The organism is Nocardia sp. NPDC060255 (assembly GCF_042727395.1).
In the GTDB taxonomy this organism is placed as follows: domain Bacteria; phylum Actinomycetota; class Actinomycetes; order Mycobacteriales; family Mycobacteriaceae; genus Nocardia.
Map to the genome: position 1 here is coordinate 1 of NZ_JBHXAU010000040.1, position 13,130 is coordinate 13,130.

The following is a 13,130-nucleotide window of genomic DNA, read 5'->3' on the forward strand; positions in this document are numbered from 1 at the left end:
AGGGCTCCGTTGTCCCATCCCTCACGTTCGAGTTCTTTACGGGCCGCCACGATCAACCCACTCATCAACTCATCGGTGCGGGTCGGGCTGGTCTTGGGTGCCCGCGAACGCGGCATCAGACCAGTCAAACCCTCCTGCGCGAACCGGCGCCGATATACATAAAACCTGTCGCGGCTGATCCCCAACTCCGCACACACCTGAACCACCGTCGCCCGACCAGCAGCAACATCGGCGAACACAGCAGCAAGCCTCTGCTCCATCGTGACTACCTTCTGGCCCATCGATGAACACTCATCGACCGACCGGTCAGTGTCCGGGATGTCCTGTCACTGGAGTGTCAGGGATGTGCTGTCAGTTGAGACCGGAAATCGCATGCGATTCCAGGTGCACCAAATCGGAAAGCGTGCGTCTAGACCTCGGTGATCCCCGTGCGGTGGCGTTGCGCGAGTTCGGCGTAGAAGCCGGGGTTGAGCTTGATCCACGACTCGGCGGGGGTGCCTTCGATGGGACGCTTCACCACGGCGGGGGAGCCCGCGGCGAGCACACCATCAGGGATTTCGGTGCCCGGCTGGACCAGCGAGTGTGCGGCAATCATTGTGCCCGCACCGATTTTCGCCATATCGAGCACGGTAGTTCCGTTGCCCACAATGGCTTCCGCACCAACGGACGCGCCGTGGAACACCACGCTGTGTGCGATCGTCGCGCCGGGGCCGATCTCCATCGGCACGTCCGGCGGCACGTGCAGCACGGCGTTGTCCTGAATGTTGGCGCGTTCACGAATGATGATCGGCGCCAGGTCCGCACGCAGCACCGCGCCGTACCAGATCGAGGCGCCCGCCTCGACCCGCACGTCACCGATCAGGGTGGCGGTCGGAGCGATGAACGCGGTCGGATCGACCTGCGGCCGTTTGCCTTCGAATTCGTAGAGGGGCATTCGGACACCGTAACGCCGATGCGGTCACCAGCGGTCGGCGTAGGCGCTGGCCCGCTCCGCCGCGGTGACCATCGGGCGCAGCTGTGCGATGAACCCGTGCGCGGTCACCGGAACGATGTCGACGTCGGTGCCGGTGCGCACCGAGTAGCGGCCGTCGTCGACCACATCGATCCAGCAGAGCACCCCGAACGGACGCAGTTCACCCGCGCCGCGCCGGGCGGACACCACGATCTGACCGATGCCGTCGCGCGGCTGCCGCAGCATTCGGCGGATGCGGCTGGGCACGGTCGGCCCCGCGACCGGCACGGTGACCAGGTCGCGGCTGTCCTCGCCGACCCGGGCCAGCGGCGCGGTCAATCGCGGCGTGGTGCCCGGCGTCCGCTCCGGCAGCATCGAAACAACCCGGGCGGTCAGGCTTTTCACACTGCCGACGAACAGCCGGATGTCACCGCCACGGTCCGCGGTCGCGCCGGGTCGCTGCGCGGCCACCACCGCGACATTGCCCGCCGCGGCGCCGAGCACCCGCACCGGCCGGACCGCGTCCGCGCCCGGCGCACCATCGCGCTCGCCGAACACCTCGATCCGCAGTTCTGGCGCGCCGAGCACGCGCAGCGCCGCTTCGAGGTCGGCATCGAGCACCCGATCGCACCAACTCTGCAAGGCCGGTAGTTGGGTGTCCCGCTCTGTGGTGTCGCGCGCGGACAATCGGACGGCCAGCGGATACGGAATCCGGTCGCCGTCGGTGCGCGCCCAGGCCAGCGCGAACTGGTCCGGCGTCAGCGTCCAATTCACTCCAGCTCGGTCCACTCGCCGAGCACCGGCGGCGTGGTCGGATCGATGGCGCCGATCAGCTCGCCGTTGTCGTCGGACGGTTCGAGGTAGGTCGGGAGGTCGTCGAAGTGGAAGTCGTCCTCGTCCTCCTCGTCGAAGCGCGCGGCGCGGGCACCGGCGTTGGCGGCGTTCGCGGCGACGCTGGATCCTTGGCGCGGTGCGTCGCCCGCGACCATCGCCCCACCCATCAGGCCGCCCATCGCACCCGCGCCGAGGCCGCTGACCGCGTCACTGCTGCCGCTGTTGCTGCTGCCACTGCGTCGATCGTCGCGCTTGCGCTGCTCGTCGGCGGTCGCGCTCGCGGTGCCCGGTGTGGTCGGAACAACGATCGGATGAGCTGACGCGGCGGTGGTGCTCGGTGTCGCGGCCGCAGTGGCAGCGGGCACGGTGTGCAGCCTGGTCGCGGCCGGTGCCAAGGACAGTGGCGTATCCGTTGCGGCCGCCGTGACCCGGGGTGTGGCAGGTGCGGCCGGACTACCCGCGCCCGCGTCGGTGGCTGCGCCGGCGGCGGCGACCGTCGTCGCGGGTGTGGTTTCGTCTTGCTGCTGCTCGGCCGCGACCTGCTGCTCGACCGGTGCGTCCGCAGCCGGTACCTCGGCGGGCTGTGTCGCGATGGACGAGGTGTTCAGCGGAACCTGTTGCGCGACAGGGGTTCCCGCGTCGACACCAGACCCGGTCGCCTTGCTGACCGGCGCACCGCTCGGCGCGGTCGGCGCGTCACCGAACTGCTCGTCCAGGAACGCGGGCACGTCATTGCCGGTCGGGATGAACACGCCGGTGTAGATATCGTTCATCGAGCGCACGATGTCCTGACGCGTGTGCTCGGTCGTCTTCTGATCGGCGACGTTGCTGGTGGCCTGCGTCGGATCCAGCAGCGCGGCACCCAGATCGGGCGTCTTCCCGGACGGCGCGGACACCGCGGCCCGCAGGGCCTCGGCCGCATCGCCCGCCTGACCGAGCCGCTGCGAGACGACGGCCAGCACGTCGGCGAGGTCCTGCCCGGTCTGCTCGAAGCCCCGCACGGCCTCGGCGGCGCATTGGGCCGCGCTGCCGCGCCAGCCGTCGGCGATGGCCGCGCGAATCTCGATGTGCGCCTGCGCGACCGCGTCGGCCAGCCCGGCCGCCGCGGTACCCCAGGCCTGCTGCCCGCCGGTGAGCACGGCGGGCTTCATCAGCTGCACCTTCTCGTGGATCTCCTGATGGGTCAGGTTGTCGAAGACCTCGACGGTCGGCGCGTACGGCGGGTCGTTGCGCCTGTTGAGCGTCCGCTCGGGCGTGTGCGGCAGCTTACGCATGGGCTGCTCCGTCCGCGTCGATCCGGCCGACCGCCGAGGCGAGCACGTGGTCGGCGCGATGGTAGGCCGCGCCGGCGGCCCGGAAGGTGAGCGCGAGTTCCCTGGCGGCTTCGGCGTATTCCCACAGTCGGGTGAGCGCGCCGTGCGCCTTCGTCTCGAAGCCGGCGCGCAACGCGTCGCCGGAGGCGAACCCGCCGAACCCGGGCAGCGCGGCCGCGGCGTTGAGCGACCGGATCTGATCCTCGATCTGATTGGCCAGTTGCTCGTAGCGGCGCGCGCATCGTTCGTGCACCCCGCTCGCGACGAGCACGCGGTCGATCCACAGCTCGCCGTCGTTGACCGCGGTGTGTAGCCCCGCGGCACTGACACCGGGCGCCGTGAATTCCGACAGATCCGGGCTTCCGACCCCATTGGCGTTCTCGTTAGATGGCACCTGACGTCCCCCTTCCTCATCTCTGAGCGAGGCTCAGCTCACGGGCGCCGTGCCAACCCCACGACGACACCCTGCATCCAGTCCGCGATGTCGGCAGCGACCCGCGCGTGCACCGGCTCGTGCAGCAGATCATGCCCGGCATCGGCGTACTCGCGTAAATCTACCGATTCGTGGCGCTGAGTCCATACCCTGACCGCATCAATCGGCGCTCGCCGATCCTCGACGCCGTGCACCGCGAGGATCGGAAGGTTGCGCGGCAGTGGTGTTCCCAGCGCGCCGGGCGTGCCCCCACCAAGCGCCCGCTTCGAGACGCCGGACAGCACCAGGCCGGTCACCGCGTCGGCCGGAATAGCGGGCCGCAGCGGGTAGGCGCGCTCCACCGCGGTGGTATCCGCGCCCGCTTCCGGTGCCGCGGCGCCGAACAGGGCGAGCACGGTGACCGCGCCCAGCGAATGACCCATCAGGACCAACGGCGATGCCGGCACCGTGGCGCGCACGAGGTCGAACAGCCGCACCGCGTCCGCCACCAACTCCATCAGCGTGCCGGGATTGCCGTGATCGCCCTCGCTGAGTCCCTGCCCCGAGGTGTCGAGCGCCCACGTTTCGATGCCTGCGGTCTTCAGCGTCCTGGCGAACCGGTGGTAGTGGCCGCTGTGCTGACCTATTCCGGGCAGCAGCAGCACTGTCGCAACGCTGTTTTCGATCGGCCACCGCCGATAATGCATCCGGCCGCGCTCGCCGTCGAAAAATGGCATCCCCTGATCTTGCCAAAGATTTTGTCGCTCATGGGACTTCACGATGCGTCCAGTCGGCCGCCGCGCGTCTTCGCCCCGGCCAGGCCCGGTGTGAGAACGCACTCCTTCTGTTCAGGTGGCTAGACTCCCAGCCGATTGCCCTACCTGCTTGCAGAGACCGAGGTGCCCGTTGAGAAGACTCCGTCGCCCAGGCTCCTTGCTGTGGCCCGCCGCCCTGATCGCCTTGGCGTGCACCGCGCCGGTCGCCGCCGCGGACCCGATCGCCGCGCAGCCGGTCGTCGCGTGCGCACCCGCGCTCGCCGCGACCGCGGTACCCGCCGGAGTGCCGATGCTCGACTGGTCGGAGAACGTCGGCTACGACGTCGCGGGCAACCTGTGGGTCTCGCGGGTGTACCGCAATGTGGTGCAGCGCTATGACCGTTCCGGCGCGCTGACCGCGACCGTTCCGGTCGACTTCCCCGGTGCCGTGCGCAGTGGTCCGGATGGCTTGCTCTATGTCGTCTACGGGGACACGCCGACCAGCCTGGTCAGTCCCGGCGGCGTGGTCCGTTTCGACCCGACGGCGGCCGACCCGAAGCCCGAGGTCTTCGTCTCCGGCGTGCGAACCATGCCCAACGGCGCCGCGTTCGACGCGGACGGTTACCTCTACCTCGGTGCGTCGTTGTCCGGCGTGATCCGGGTGCGCCCGGACGGCACCGTCGACACCGCGTGGACCGACCAGGCCCCCAAGGGAAGTGCGAACGGTGTCGTCGTGCGCGACCGTGTGCTCTATGTGACGTCCAATGGCGGCCCGCTCGGCCGGGTTCTGCGCGTCCCGATCGATGCTCCCGGCGCCACCTCCGTTGTCGCGGACATCGCTTCGCCGGTGCCCGGTATTCCGGACTTCACCGATGATCTCCTCGTCGACTCGTCCGGAATCCTTTATGTGACCACAATTTTCGGCCAGCTCGTCCGCGTCGATCCGGTCACCGGCGCTGCCTGTGCGGTGCTGAGCGGTGAGCCGTTGACCTCGGTCGTCGCCACGCCGGGGCAGCCCGATCAACTGATCGCGGGTACCGAGAGCGGTGCGGTCCTGCGAATTCAGTTGCCGCGCTGAGCGTCAGCTCGAAGCGGGCCGCCGACAGCGCGGTCGATGCGCGTGCACACCGTGCGCAGCTGCCGGATCAGCTCCGGCGGCTCGTGCACCTCGAAATCGACGCCGAGGGCAATCAATCGGTGCGCCAACCATTCCGGGGAGTCGTCGCGGAGGGTGTCCAGGCGACAGGTGTTTTCATCGATCGTGATGACGTCGCCGGGTGCATCGCCCAGTCGACCGGTGATCCGTCTGGCGGGTGCATGAAGGGTGACCGAGAGACGGAAAGTCGGCGTGCCCCAGTTGGTTCGGTGTCCGGCCACATAGGCGGCGGGATCGGCGGCCGGTAGTTCGTGCGCGGTGAACCGGGCGGCGGTCGCCTGCGGTCGCTCGACGCGATCGACCCGGTAGATGCGCCAGTCGTTTCGATCGACGTCGAAGCCGACGAGGTACCAGCGATGTCGGGACGGAACGAGTCCGACCGGCTCGGCATGCCGCCGCGATTCCGTGTCACCACCGTCGCGATACGTGAAACGCACACGCTCCCTGTTGGTTACGGCAGCGGCCAGCGCCGTAAGCACCTCGGGGTCCACCAGCGGACCGGTGTCGGCGGGCAGCGCCAGCGCGGTGCCGAGCACGCGCACCCGGCGGCGCAGCTTCGCCGGCAGCACCTGCTCCAGCTTGGTGAGCGCGCGCACCGACGCCTCCTCGATGCCCGCGACCGCATAACCCGCCGCGGCCCGCAGACCCACCGCGATGGCGACCGCCTCGTCGTCCTCGACCAGCAGCGGCGGCAGCGCGGACCCCGCCACCAGCCGATAGCCGCCCGCCGCGCCCATCGTCGCGTCCACCGGATAGCCGAGCTCGCGCAGCCTGTCGATATCGCGGCGCACCGTGCGGTCGGTGACGCCGAGCCGTTCGGCCAGTTCGCTGCCCGGCCATTCGCGCGGGATCTGCAGCAGTGACAGCAGGCGCAGCAGCCGGGCGGGTGTGTCGTTCATGAAGTCGAGGATCTCAGAAAACTAGGACATTGATAGTCCTAGATCACTCTTAATGTGGTGCCCAGATCGCCAGACCGACCCGAGGAGCAGCAACAATGGCCGACAACCGCACCGCAATTCGCCCGTTCCGCATCGACATCGCGCAGGCCGACCTGGACGACCTGAACGACCGGTTGCGCCGCACCCGCTGGTCGGCGCAGCTGCCCGGTTCGGGTCGGGACCGCGGCGTACCGGTCGCCTACCTGCGGGAGCTCGCCGATTACTGGCGGACCGAATTCGACTGGCGCGCACAGGAAGCGGCGCTGAACGAGTTTCCGCAGTTCAGCACCGAAATCGACGGCCTCGACGTGCATTTCGTGCATGTGCGCTCACCTGAGCCGGACGCGGTGCCGCTGATCCTGACCCACGGCTGGCCGAACACCTTCGTCGAATTCAGCAAAACCATTGACCTGCTGAGCAATCCGCGCAAGCACGGTTTCGATCCTGCGCAGGCCTTCCACGTCGTGGTGCCGTCGGTGCCCGGCTTCGCGTTTTCGGAGGGACCGCACGAAGTGGGGATGACGCCGGGCCGGGTGGCCGCGATGTGGCTCGAGCTGATGACTCGGCTCGGTTATCAGCGATTCGGTGCCCAGGGCGGCGATCTCGGCGCGTACGTCGCGCCCGAGCTGGCGATCGCGGCGCCGGATCGGGTGATCGGCGTGCACCTCGACGGCGGCATCGGCATGCCGACCGCGGCCGACGTGCCGACCATGACCACGGACGAGCGCGCCGAATGGGAGCTGATGCAGAAGTGGATGACCGGCCTGAACCACCACGTCCTGTTGCACGCCGCGCCGCAGACCTTCGCGCACGCCTGGACCGACTCACCGGTCGGGCTGCTCGGTTGGCTGATGCACAAGTTCAACGAATTCGCGCCACTCGCAGACCAGGCCGAGGACGTCATCGACCGCGACCACCTGCTGACGAACATCAGCCTGTACTGGTTCACCAATACGGCAGCCAGCTCATCCTGGCCGATGTACAACGGTCTCGGCGACAACGGTTTTGCCTGGCCAAAGGGTCAAAAGCTGGTGCCGACGGGCGTTTACGGCGGCGGTTCGGCGCTGATGCTGCGACTTGCCCAGCGCGACAACGACATCGCGCACTGGCCGGAGGGCAACACCGGCAATCACTTCGTCCCGATGGAACTGCCACGAATGCACGTCGCCGATATCCGCGCCTTCTTCGCGAAGGTCAGCTGAATCGGACTGTGCGGCACCGCCATCCGTGGCGGTGCCGTCGTATCAGTTGGCGGGCTTACTGAACTCGCCGTGCACCGCCGCACCGGCAGGCGCGCTGGGGGCGGTCGGCGTCGGCGCCGCGGGCGGTGCTGGGGCGGGCGCCGGAGCAGCCTCGGGTGCCGGGGGAGCAGGCGCGGGAGCGGGTGCCGGCGCGGCGGGCGCCGGCGCGGGCTTCTGCTCGGCGGGCGGCGCGGCCGCCGGGCCGGTCTCGGTCCCGTTGGGGCCCGGTGTGATCAGTCCCGGGGCGTTGGTGTTCGACGGCTTCGGCTGGATCACCGGCTGATCCGGCACCATGAAGGTGCCGACGGTCGGCGTCATCAAGCAGTGCGCGAACGGGTAGTCGATGATGCCCCACATCGAGGCGATCACCGTGCCGGGCCCGCTGTTCACCGTCTTGGACAGCGACGGCAGGCCGTATTCGGTGAGGTCGTCGAGCGGGTCGATCCCGCTGGCGCCGTTGTTGATGTTCACCCAGGCCACCACGAGGCCCGAGGCCAGCGGCGTGCCGGGGTGCCCGGGCGTCGCGCTGAATCGCAGGGTGCCCGGCGCGACATTGAGGTCCTGGCTGGGGCCGACCCCGTCGGTGGTCGCGGCGGCGATGATGGTGGTGACCGGTCCGATGCTGCCGCAGCCGAAAGTGGGTGCGGCGTAGGCGAACGGGGTGAAGGCGCTGGTGACGTGGCGCAGTCCGGCCACATCGGCGAGCTTGGTGTACTCGGTCAGCGCGCCGACACCCGCCTGCACGGTCGGGTCGGGACCTGCGGTCTCGGTGAGGTGGGCCAGCCCGGTGTCCAGCGGCGACGGTTCCGGATCGGCGGTAGCCGTACCACCGATGGTCAGCGCCGCGCCGATGCCGAGAGCTGTCACGGCCGATGCGGCGCGTGCGATGGTCCTGCCGTTCACTCGAACTCCTCGATACGCAAAGTCTCGGGGTCCCCAACCCACGTGCAGCAACGTACCAGTTCGCCCGGAATACCGCCCGGGTAGCGCCGCTGTTCACCCAGTGTTGACGCCCGCGAGCGTGTCCTTCCGGTGTGATCCACTCGACAGTGGAGGATTACTCGAGGGTAGGTTGGACTCGGACGTTACGAGACACAGACGGAGCTGCGTATGAAAATAAGCCTGTCCCCAGACGAAGTCGCGTTCCGCGACGAACTGCGAAACATCTACCGGACCGAGATCCCCGCCGAGATCCGTGAGCGCTTCAAGTACGGCCAGGAGCTGTCCCGCGACGACATCGTCCGCTCGCACAAGGCGCTGAACGACAACGGACTCGCGGTGCCGAACTGGCCGGTCGAGTGGGGTGGCAAGGACTGGACCCCGATGCAGCGCCACATCTGGCAGGACGAGATGCAGCTCGCCTCGGTGCCCGATCCGCTGACGTTCAACGCGCAGATGGTCGGCCCGGTGATCGCGCACTTCGGCTCGCAGGAGCTCAAGCAGCGCTTCCTGCCGCCCACCGCCGCGCTCGACATCTGGTGGTGCCAAGGCTTTTCCGAGCCCGACGCGGGCTCGGACCTGGCCTCGCTGCGCACCACCGCGGTGCGCGACGGCGACTCCTACATCGTCAACGGCCAGAAGATCTGGACCACGCTGGCCCAGTACGCGGACTGGATCTTCTGCCTGGTGCGCACCGACCCGAGCGCGGCGAAGAAGCAGGCGGGCATCTCGTTCCTGCTGTTCGACGTGAAATCGCCCGGCGTCACCATCCGCCCGATCAAGCTGATCGACGGCGGCTACGAGGTGAACGAGGTGTTCTTCGAGAACGTCCGCGTCCCGGCCGATCAGCTGGTCGGCGAGGAGAACATGGGCTGGACCTACGCCAAGTTCCTGCTCGGCAACGAGCGCACCGGCATCACCGGCGTCGGCCGCACCAAGGTGAAGCTCGGCATCGCGAAAGAGTATGCGGCGCAGACGAAGTCGGGCGACGGCACGCTGCTGTCCGATCCGCTGTTCGCGGCGCGGGTCGCCGAACTGGAGAATGAGCTGCTCGCGCTGGAACTCACCCAGCTGCGCGTGGTCTCGAATTCCTCGGACGGCAAGCCGAATCCGGCGTCCTCGGTGCTGAAGCTGCGCGGCTCGGAGCTGCAGCAGGCCGCCACCGAGCTGCTGGTCGACATCGCGGGCCCGGACATGCTGCCGGTCGGTGCCGGCGAGATCGCCTCGCCCGGTTGGGCGCAGCGCAGCGGCCCCAGCTACCTGAACTACCGCAAGACAACCATCTACGGAGGCTCCAGCGAGGTGCAGCGCACCATCATCGCCTCCACGATCCTCGGATTGTGAGGCGCCGCCATGGATTTCGATCTCACCGATGAACAGGAAATGCTGCGGGACACGGTACGTGACCTGCTCGCGCGCAACTACGACCCCGAGACCAGGCTGAAGGTCACCGACACCGAACTCGGCTGGAGTCGCGAGGTGTGGCAACAGCTCGCCGAACTCGGTGTGCTCGGACTGACTTTCACCGAGGAGGACGGCGGCGTCGGCGCCGGACCGGTGGAGACGATGGTCGTGCTGCGGGAGGTCGGGCGCAGGCTGGCGCCGGAGCCGATCCTGGACGCGGTGCTGCTGCCGGGCGCGCTGATCGCCCTCGCGGGCAGCGCCGAACAGCGGCAGCGGGTACTGCCCGAGGTGGCGGCGGGCAGCAAGCTGCTCGCCTTCGCGCACGGTGAGCCCGGTGTGCGCTGGCCGTCCACCGAACTCGCCACTACGGCTGTGCCGCAGGGTGATTCGTACGCGCTGACCGGCATCAAGAACCCGGTCGTGCACGGCGACTGCGCCGACGAACTGGTGGTCAGCGCGCAGCTGCCCGGCGGCGGCACCGGGCTGTTCCTGGTCGCGGCCGACGCCGCCGGGGTGACCCGGAAGTCCTACCGCACGGTGGACGGACAGCGCGGCGCGCAGCTCGAATTCGAGCAGGCCACCGCAGAATTGCTCAGCGGCGGCGTCGATGCGGCCGAAGCGATTCAGACCGCGCTGGTGCAGGCGCAGGCGAGCCTGTGCGCGGAATCCGTCGGTGCGATGGAGGAGGCGCTGCGGTTGACCACCGATTACCTGAAGCAGCGCAAGCAGTTCGGGGTCACGCTGTCGAAGTTCCAGGCGCTCACGCACCGGGCCGCCGACATGTACGTCTCGCTGGAACTGGCGCGCAGCATGAGCCTGTACGCCACCGCTGCGGTCGCCGACGACGCGATCGATCCCCAGGTCGCGTCGCGGGCGCGGCTCCAGGTCGGCCGCTCGGCGCGGCACATCGGCCAGGAAGCCATCCAGATGCACGGCGGCATCGGCGTCACCGCGGAGTACCCGGTCAGCCACTACGTGGCCAGGCTCACCGCGATCGAGCGCACGTTCGGCGGCGGGCTCGACCACCTGCGGGTGCTCAGCGCGAAGGTCGGCGAGTACGGGCTGCCCGAGCTGTAAACCCTTGCGGTGGTGCGCGATCCGCGCACCACCGTGGGTCACTCGTCGTTGGTCGACTGGCCGCCGTACGGATGCGTTGTCGGCTCGTCCGGAGTCGTTGTGGTCGGTCGCGGCCGCGTTGTCGGCCGGGTGGTGGTCGGCCGCGTCGTGGGAGCTTCGGTGGTGGTCGGCGACTCGGTCGTGGGCCGGGCGTCCTCGGAGGGACGCTCGTGCGGCGGGTGTCCGTTCGGCAACGCGCCCGGTGCCTCTTCCGGTGGCGGCGTTTCGCCCGGTGTCGTGGTGCTGAAGCCGGTGAACGGCGTCGCGTGCGGTGCCTGGTAGGGCGCGATCTGCCAGGTCGGCGACGGCGGAATCGCCACCTTCGGCATCGTCCCGCTGGGTCCCTCGTGCGCGACGGGCGCGACGTTCGGGTCCGACTGCAACGGCGGGGGCGCGACGTAGGTGTCCTGCTTGCCGATTCCGCAGGCGCCGATGAGGACGAGCCCGACGGAGATCGCCCCTGCGGCGATCGCCGGACCTGCGATCTTGGTCCTGGTGCTCTCCATCGGTGATCACTCCTGCTGCGGTTCGAGTCGGCATCACCTTACTCGAGCGCGGTCCACGCGGCCAGACGAAACGGTCGCCAACGGTGCGTCGAAGTGTATCGTTTTAAACACTCTTAATTCAGATATCGAATTGATCTCTTCGGCGTGTCGTGGGCACGTGTCGCTGTCATACGGCGGGCCATGGTCGTAGCGTGTGAGCAAAGTTACGCGTGAGACGCCTGTACCCAGATGAGAGAAGCGTTGTGTGATGAACGCGGCATTGGTTCTCTGATCGGCGTCATCGAGGAGTAGATGATGGGAGCTTACTCGACAGCGTCGCAGCGGGAGTCGTCCGCAGCCGCCAAGGATGCGGTGTCGACTACCACGCAGCATCTCGTGTCGAACAAGTCAGCGCGCTCGCTGTCCACGATCATTTCGCGGATATTCGCCTGGCTTTTCTTCGTCGGTGGCATCGTCGGGGCTGTCCTCGGCATCGCCGGCTTACACGTCGAAATCACCGTCGCCGGACTGATTCTCGCGTGCACCGCAGGGTTGATCCTGCTCAAACTCCGCACAGGTGGCAGCGGCGGCAACGAAACGGATTGACGCCGAACCCAACTGACACCGCGACCGGGCCGCAACTGGTCGGTCGGTCGCCGAGTGATCGTGGCTGGTCACCGAAAAATTCGGGCGCGCAACGAGTTCGCCGCCTACCGTGAAGATCATGAGGATCGAGATCACCACGGATGCGGCCGAGTTCCGCTCGCGCACCGAGTCGTTCCTGCTCCGTGATCCGCTGCGGCACACCGTGATCACCACGAGCATCGCGAACCAGGTCGCGGGCATCCAGACCCCCGACCGAGCCGCGCAGTACCTATCGGTCTATGCCGACGATGCCACCGTGATCGGCGTCGCCATGCGAGCGCAACGCTGGGACGTGTATCTCGGTGAGCTGCCCGAGGGCAGCGCGGGCGCGGTGGCCGACGCGCTGGCGGAGGTAGTTCCGGAAAGCACCGGCGTCGAAGGAGTCGTCGCCGACGCGACGGCTTTCGCGCAACGCTGGAGCGACCGATTCGGCGTCAGCTTCCGGCCGTCCTTCAGCAGTCGGCTGTACCGCCTCGGTGCACTGCGCATCCCCGATGTCCCCGGAACACCGCGCCGGGCAACCGAATCCGAGCTGCCGCTGTGCCTCGAATGGGCTGCGGCCATGCACGACGATGCCGGGATCCCCGCGGTCGCACTCGACAAGGCGGCCATCGGCAAACGGGTCGCCGCAGGCATGTTCTGGTTCTGGGAGCGCGACGGACGACCGGTAAGTTTTGCCGCCCACCAGACCCCGGTACAAGGCTGGTCCCGCATCGGACTCGTCTACACCCCGCCCCAACAGCGCGGCCACGGCTACGCCAGCGCCGTCACCGCCCACATCGCGCAGGTGCTGCGTGCCGAGAGCTTGGACGTCTGCCTCTTCGCCGACACGGCCAACCGCACCGCGGGCAAGATCTACCAGGCCATCGGCTTCCATCCGACGCACGAATTCGTGCACCACGAATTCAGTTAGCCGACTTCGTGTTCCGCCGCCCGCGAC

15 protein-coding genes are annotated in these 13,130 nt (G+C 68.5%); 6 read left to right on the top strand and 9 right to left on the bottom strand.

All coding sequences use genetic code 11. From position 1 onward, the window contains the following. The 6 genes from ACFWF1_RS41485 to ACFWF1_RS41510 form a co-directional block, all read right to left on the bottom strand. Positions 1–281: helix-turn-helix domain-containing protein (locus ACFWF1_RS41485; RefSeq protein WP_379322276.1), on the bottom strand; the 281-nt coding region annotated here is incomplete at its 3' end. Between the two features lie 128 nt (positions 282–409). After that, positions 410–934, bottom strand: a complete 525-nt coding sequence (locus ACFWF1_RS41490; RefSeq protein ID WP_379285715.1) for a gamma carbonic anhydrase family protein — start codon at positions 932–934, stop codon at positions 410–412. A 24-nt stretch (positions 935–958) separates the two neighbouring features. After that, on the bottom strand, positions 959–1,726 hold the full coding sequence (locus tag ACFWF1_RS41495; protein WP_379285714.1) for an ESX secretion-associated protein EspG: 768 nt from the start codon (positions 1,724–1,726) through the stop codon (positions 959–961). After that, positions 1,723–3,060, bottom strand: a complete 1,338-nt coding sequence (locus ACFWF1_RS41500; protein ID WP_379285713.1) for a WXG100 family type VII secretion target — start codon at positions 3,058–3,060, stop codon at positions 1,723–1,725. Before ACFWF1_RS41500 ends, ACFWF1_RS41495 begins: the two co-directional genes overlap by 4 nt. Beyond that, on the bottom strand, positions 3,053–3,493 hold the full coding sequence (locus ACFWF1_RS41505) for a hypothetical protein (protein WP_379285711.1): 441 nt from the start codon (positions 3,491–3,493) through the stop codon (positions 3,053–3,055). Before ACFWF1_RS41505 ends, ACFWF1_RS41500 begins: the two co-directional genes overlap by 8 nt. A 38-nt stretch (positions 3,494–3,531) precedes the next feature. Then, on the bottom strand, positions 3,532–4,248 hold the full coding sequence (locus ACFWF1_RS41510) for an alpha/beta hydrolase (RefSeq protein ID WP_379285709.1): 717 nt from the start codon (positions 4,246–4,248) through the stop codon (positions 3,532–3,534). 169 nt (positions 4,249–4,417) lie between these two features. Here ACFWF1_RS41510 and ACFWF1_RS41515 point away from each other — a divergent pair, with 169 nt between their 5' ends. Then, positions 4,418–5,344, top strand: coding sequence for an SMP-30/gluconolactonase/LRE family protein (locus tag ACFWF1_RS41515; protein ID WP_379285708.1), 927 nt, complete (start codon positions 4,418–4,420; stop codon positions 5,342–5,344). On the opposite strand, the gene ACFWF1_RS41520 is transcribed toward ACFWF1_RS41515, so the two are convergent. Then, on the bottom strand, positions 5,329–6,321 hold the full coding sequence (locus ACFWF1_RS41520; RefSeq protein ID WP_379285706.1) for a helix-turn-helix transcriptional regulator: 993 nt from the start codon (positions 6,319–6,321) through the stop codon (positions 5,329–5,331). The genes ACFWF1_RS41515 and ACFWF1_RS41520 overlap by 16 nt on opposite strands. A gap of 95 nt (positions 6,322–6,416) precedes the next feature. Between ACFWF1_RS41520 and ACFWF1_RS41525 the strand changes: the two genes are divergently transcribed. Then, positions 6,417–7,562 carry an epoxide hydrolase family protein gene (locus ACFWF1_RS41525; RefSeq protein ID WP_379285704.1) on the top strand — a complete coding sequence of 382 codons (1,146 nt, stop codon included), beginning with the start codon at positions 6,417–6,419 and terminating at the stop codon, positions 7,560–7,562. Positions 7,563–7,604: 42 nt separating this feature from the next. Here ACFWF1_RS41525 and ACFWF1_RS41530 read toward each other — a convergent pair whose 3' ends face one another. Next, entirely contained in the window at positions 7,605–8,504 is a 900-nt protein-coding gene (locus tag ACFWF1_RS41530) for a hypothetical protein (protein ID WP_379285702.1), read from the bottom strand. A gap of 207 nt (positions 8,505–8,711) precedes the next feature. Here ACFWF1_RS41530 and ACFWF1_RS41535 point away from each other — a divergent pair, with 207 nt between their 5' ends. Next, entirely contained in the window at positions 8,712–9,884 is a 1,173-nt protein-coding gene (locus ACFWF1_RS41535; RefSeq protein WP_379285701.1) for an acyl-CoA dehydrogenase family protein, read from the top strand. A gap of 9 nt (positions 9,885–9,893) precedes the next feature. Next, positions 9,894–11,021, top strand: a complete 1,128-nt coding sequence (locus ACFWF1_RS41540; RefSeq protein ID WP_379285699.1) for an acyl-CoA dehydrogenase family protein — start codon at positions 9,894–9,896, stop codon at positions 11,019–11,021. 38 nt (positions 11,022–11,059) lie between these two features. Here the strand turns inward: ACFWF1_RS41540 and ACFWF1_RS41545 are convergent, their stop codons facing one another. Then, positions 11,060–11,566, bottom strand: coding sequence for a hypothetical protein (locus tag ACFWF1_RS41545; RefSeq protein ID WP_379285698.1), 507 nt, complete (start codon positions 11,564–11,566; stop codon positions 11,060–11,062). Positions 11,567–11,860: 294 nt separating this feature from the next. Here ACFWF1_RS41545 and ACFWF1_RS41550 point away from each other — a divergent pair, with 294 nt between their 5' ends. Together ACFWF1_RS41550 and ACFWF1_RS41555 are read left to right on the top strand one after the other, a co-directional pair. Beyond that, complete coding sequence (locus ACFWF1_RS41550; RefSeq protein WP_379285696.1) at positions 11,861–12,151, top strand: hypothetical protein; 291 nt, start codon at positions 11,861–11,863, stop codon at positions 12,149–12,151. 118 nt (positions 12,152–12,269) lie between these two features. Next, complete coding sequence (locus ACFWF1_RS41555) at positions 12,270–13,103, top strand: GNAT family N-acetyltransferase (RefSeq protein WP_379285695.1); 834 nt, start codon at positions 12,270–12,272, stop codon at positions 13,101–13,103. The last annotated feature ends 27 nt before the right edge of the window (positions 13,104–13,130 follow it).

What these genes read in the sequence shown, in the direction of transcription:
- ACFWF1_RS41490 (WP_379285715.1), bottom strand. Translation starts at nt 934, where the DNA reads ATGCCCCTCTACGAATTCGAAGGCAAACGGCCGCAGGTCGATCCGACC.
- ACFWF1_RS41500 (WP_379285713.1), bottom strand. Translation starts at nt 3,060, where the DNA reads ATGCGTAAGCTGCCGCACACGCCCGAGCGGACGCTCAACAGGCGCAAC.
- ACFWF1_RS41510 (WP_379285709.1), bottom strand. Translation starts at nt 4,248, where the DNA reads ATGCCATTTTTCGACGGCGAGCGCGGCCGGATGCATTATCGGCGGTGG.
- ACFWF1_RS41520 (WP_379285706.1), bottom strand. Translation starts at nt 6,321, where the DNA reads ATGAACGACACACCCGCCCGGCTGCTGCGCCTGCTGTCACTGCTGCAG.
- ACFWF1_RS41525 (WP_379285704.1), top strand. Translation starts at nt 6,417, where the DNA reads ATGGCCGACAACCGCACCGCAATTCGCCCGTTCCGCATCGACATCGCG.
- ACFWF1_RS41535 (WP_379285701.1), top strand. Translation starts at nt 8,712, where the DNA reads ATGAAAATAAGCCTGTCCCCAGACGAAGTCGCGTTCCGCGACGAACTG.
- ACFWF1_RS41540 (WP_379285699.1), top strand. Translation starts at nt 9,894, where the DNA reads ATGGATTTCGATCTCACCGATGAACAGGAAATGCTGCGGGACACGGTA.
- ACFWF1_RS41545 (WP_379285698.1), bottom strand. Translation starts at nt 11,566, where the DNA reads ATGGAGAGCACCAGGACCAAGATCGCAGGTCCGGCGATCGCCGCAGGG.
- ACFWF1_RS41550 (WP_379285696.1), top strand. Translation starts at nt 11,861, where the DNA reads ATGGGAGCTTACTCGACAGCGTCGCAGCGGGAGTCGTCCGCAGCCGCC.
- ACFWF1_RS41555 (WP_379285695.1), top strand. Translation starts at nt 12,270, where the DNA reads ATGAGGATCGAGATCACCACGGATGCGGCCGAGTTCCGCTCGCGCACC.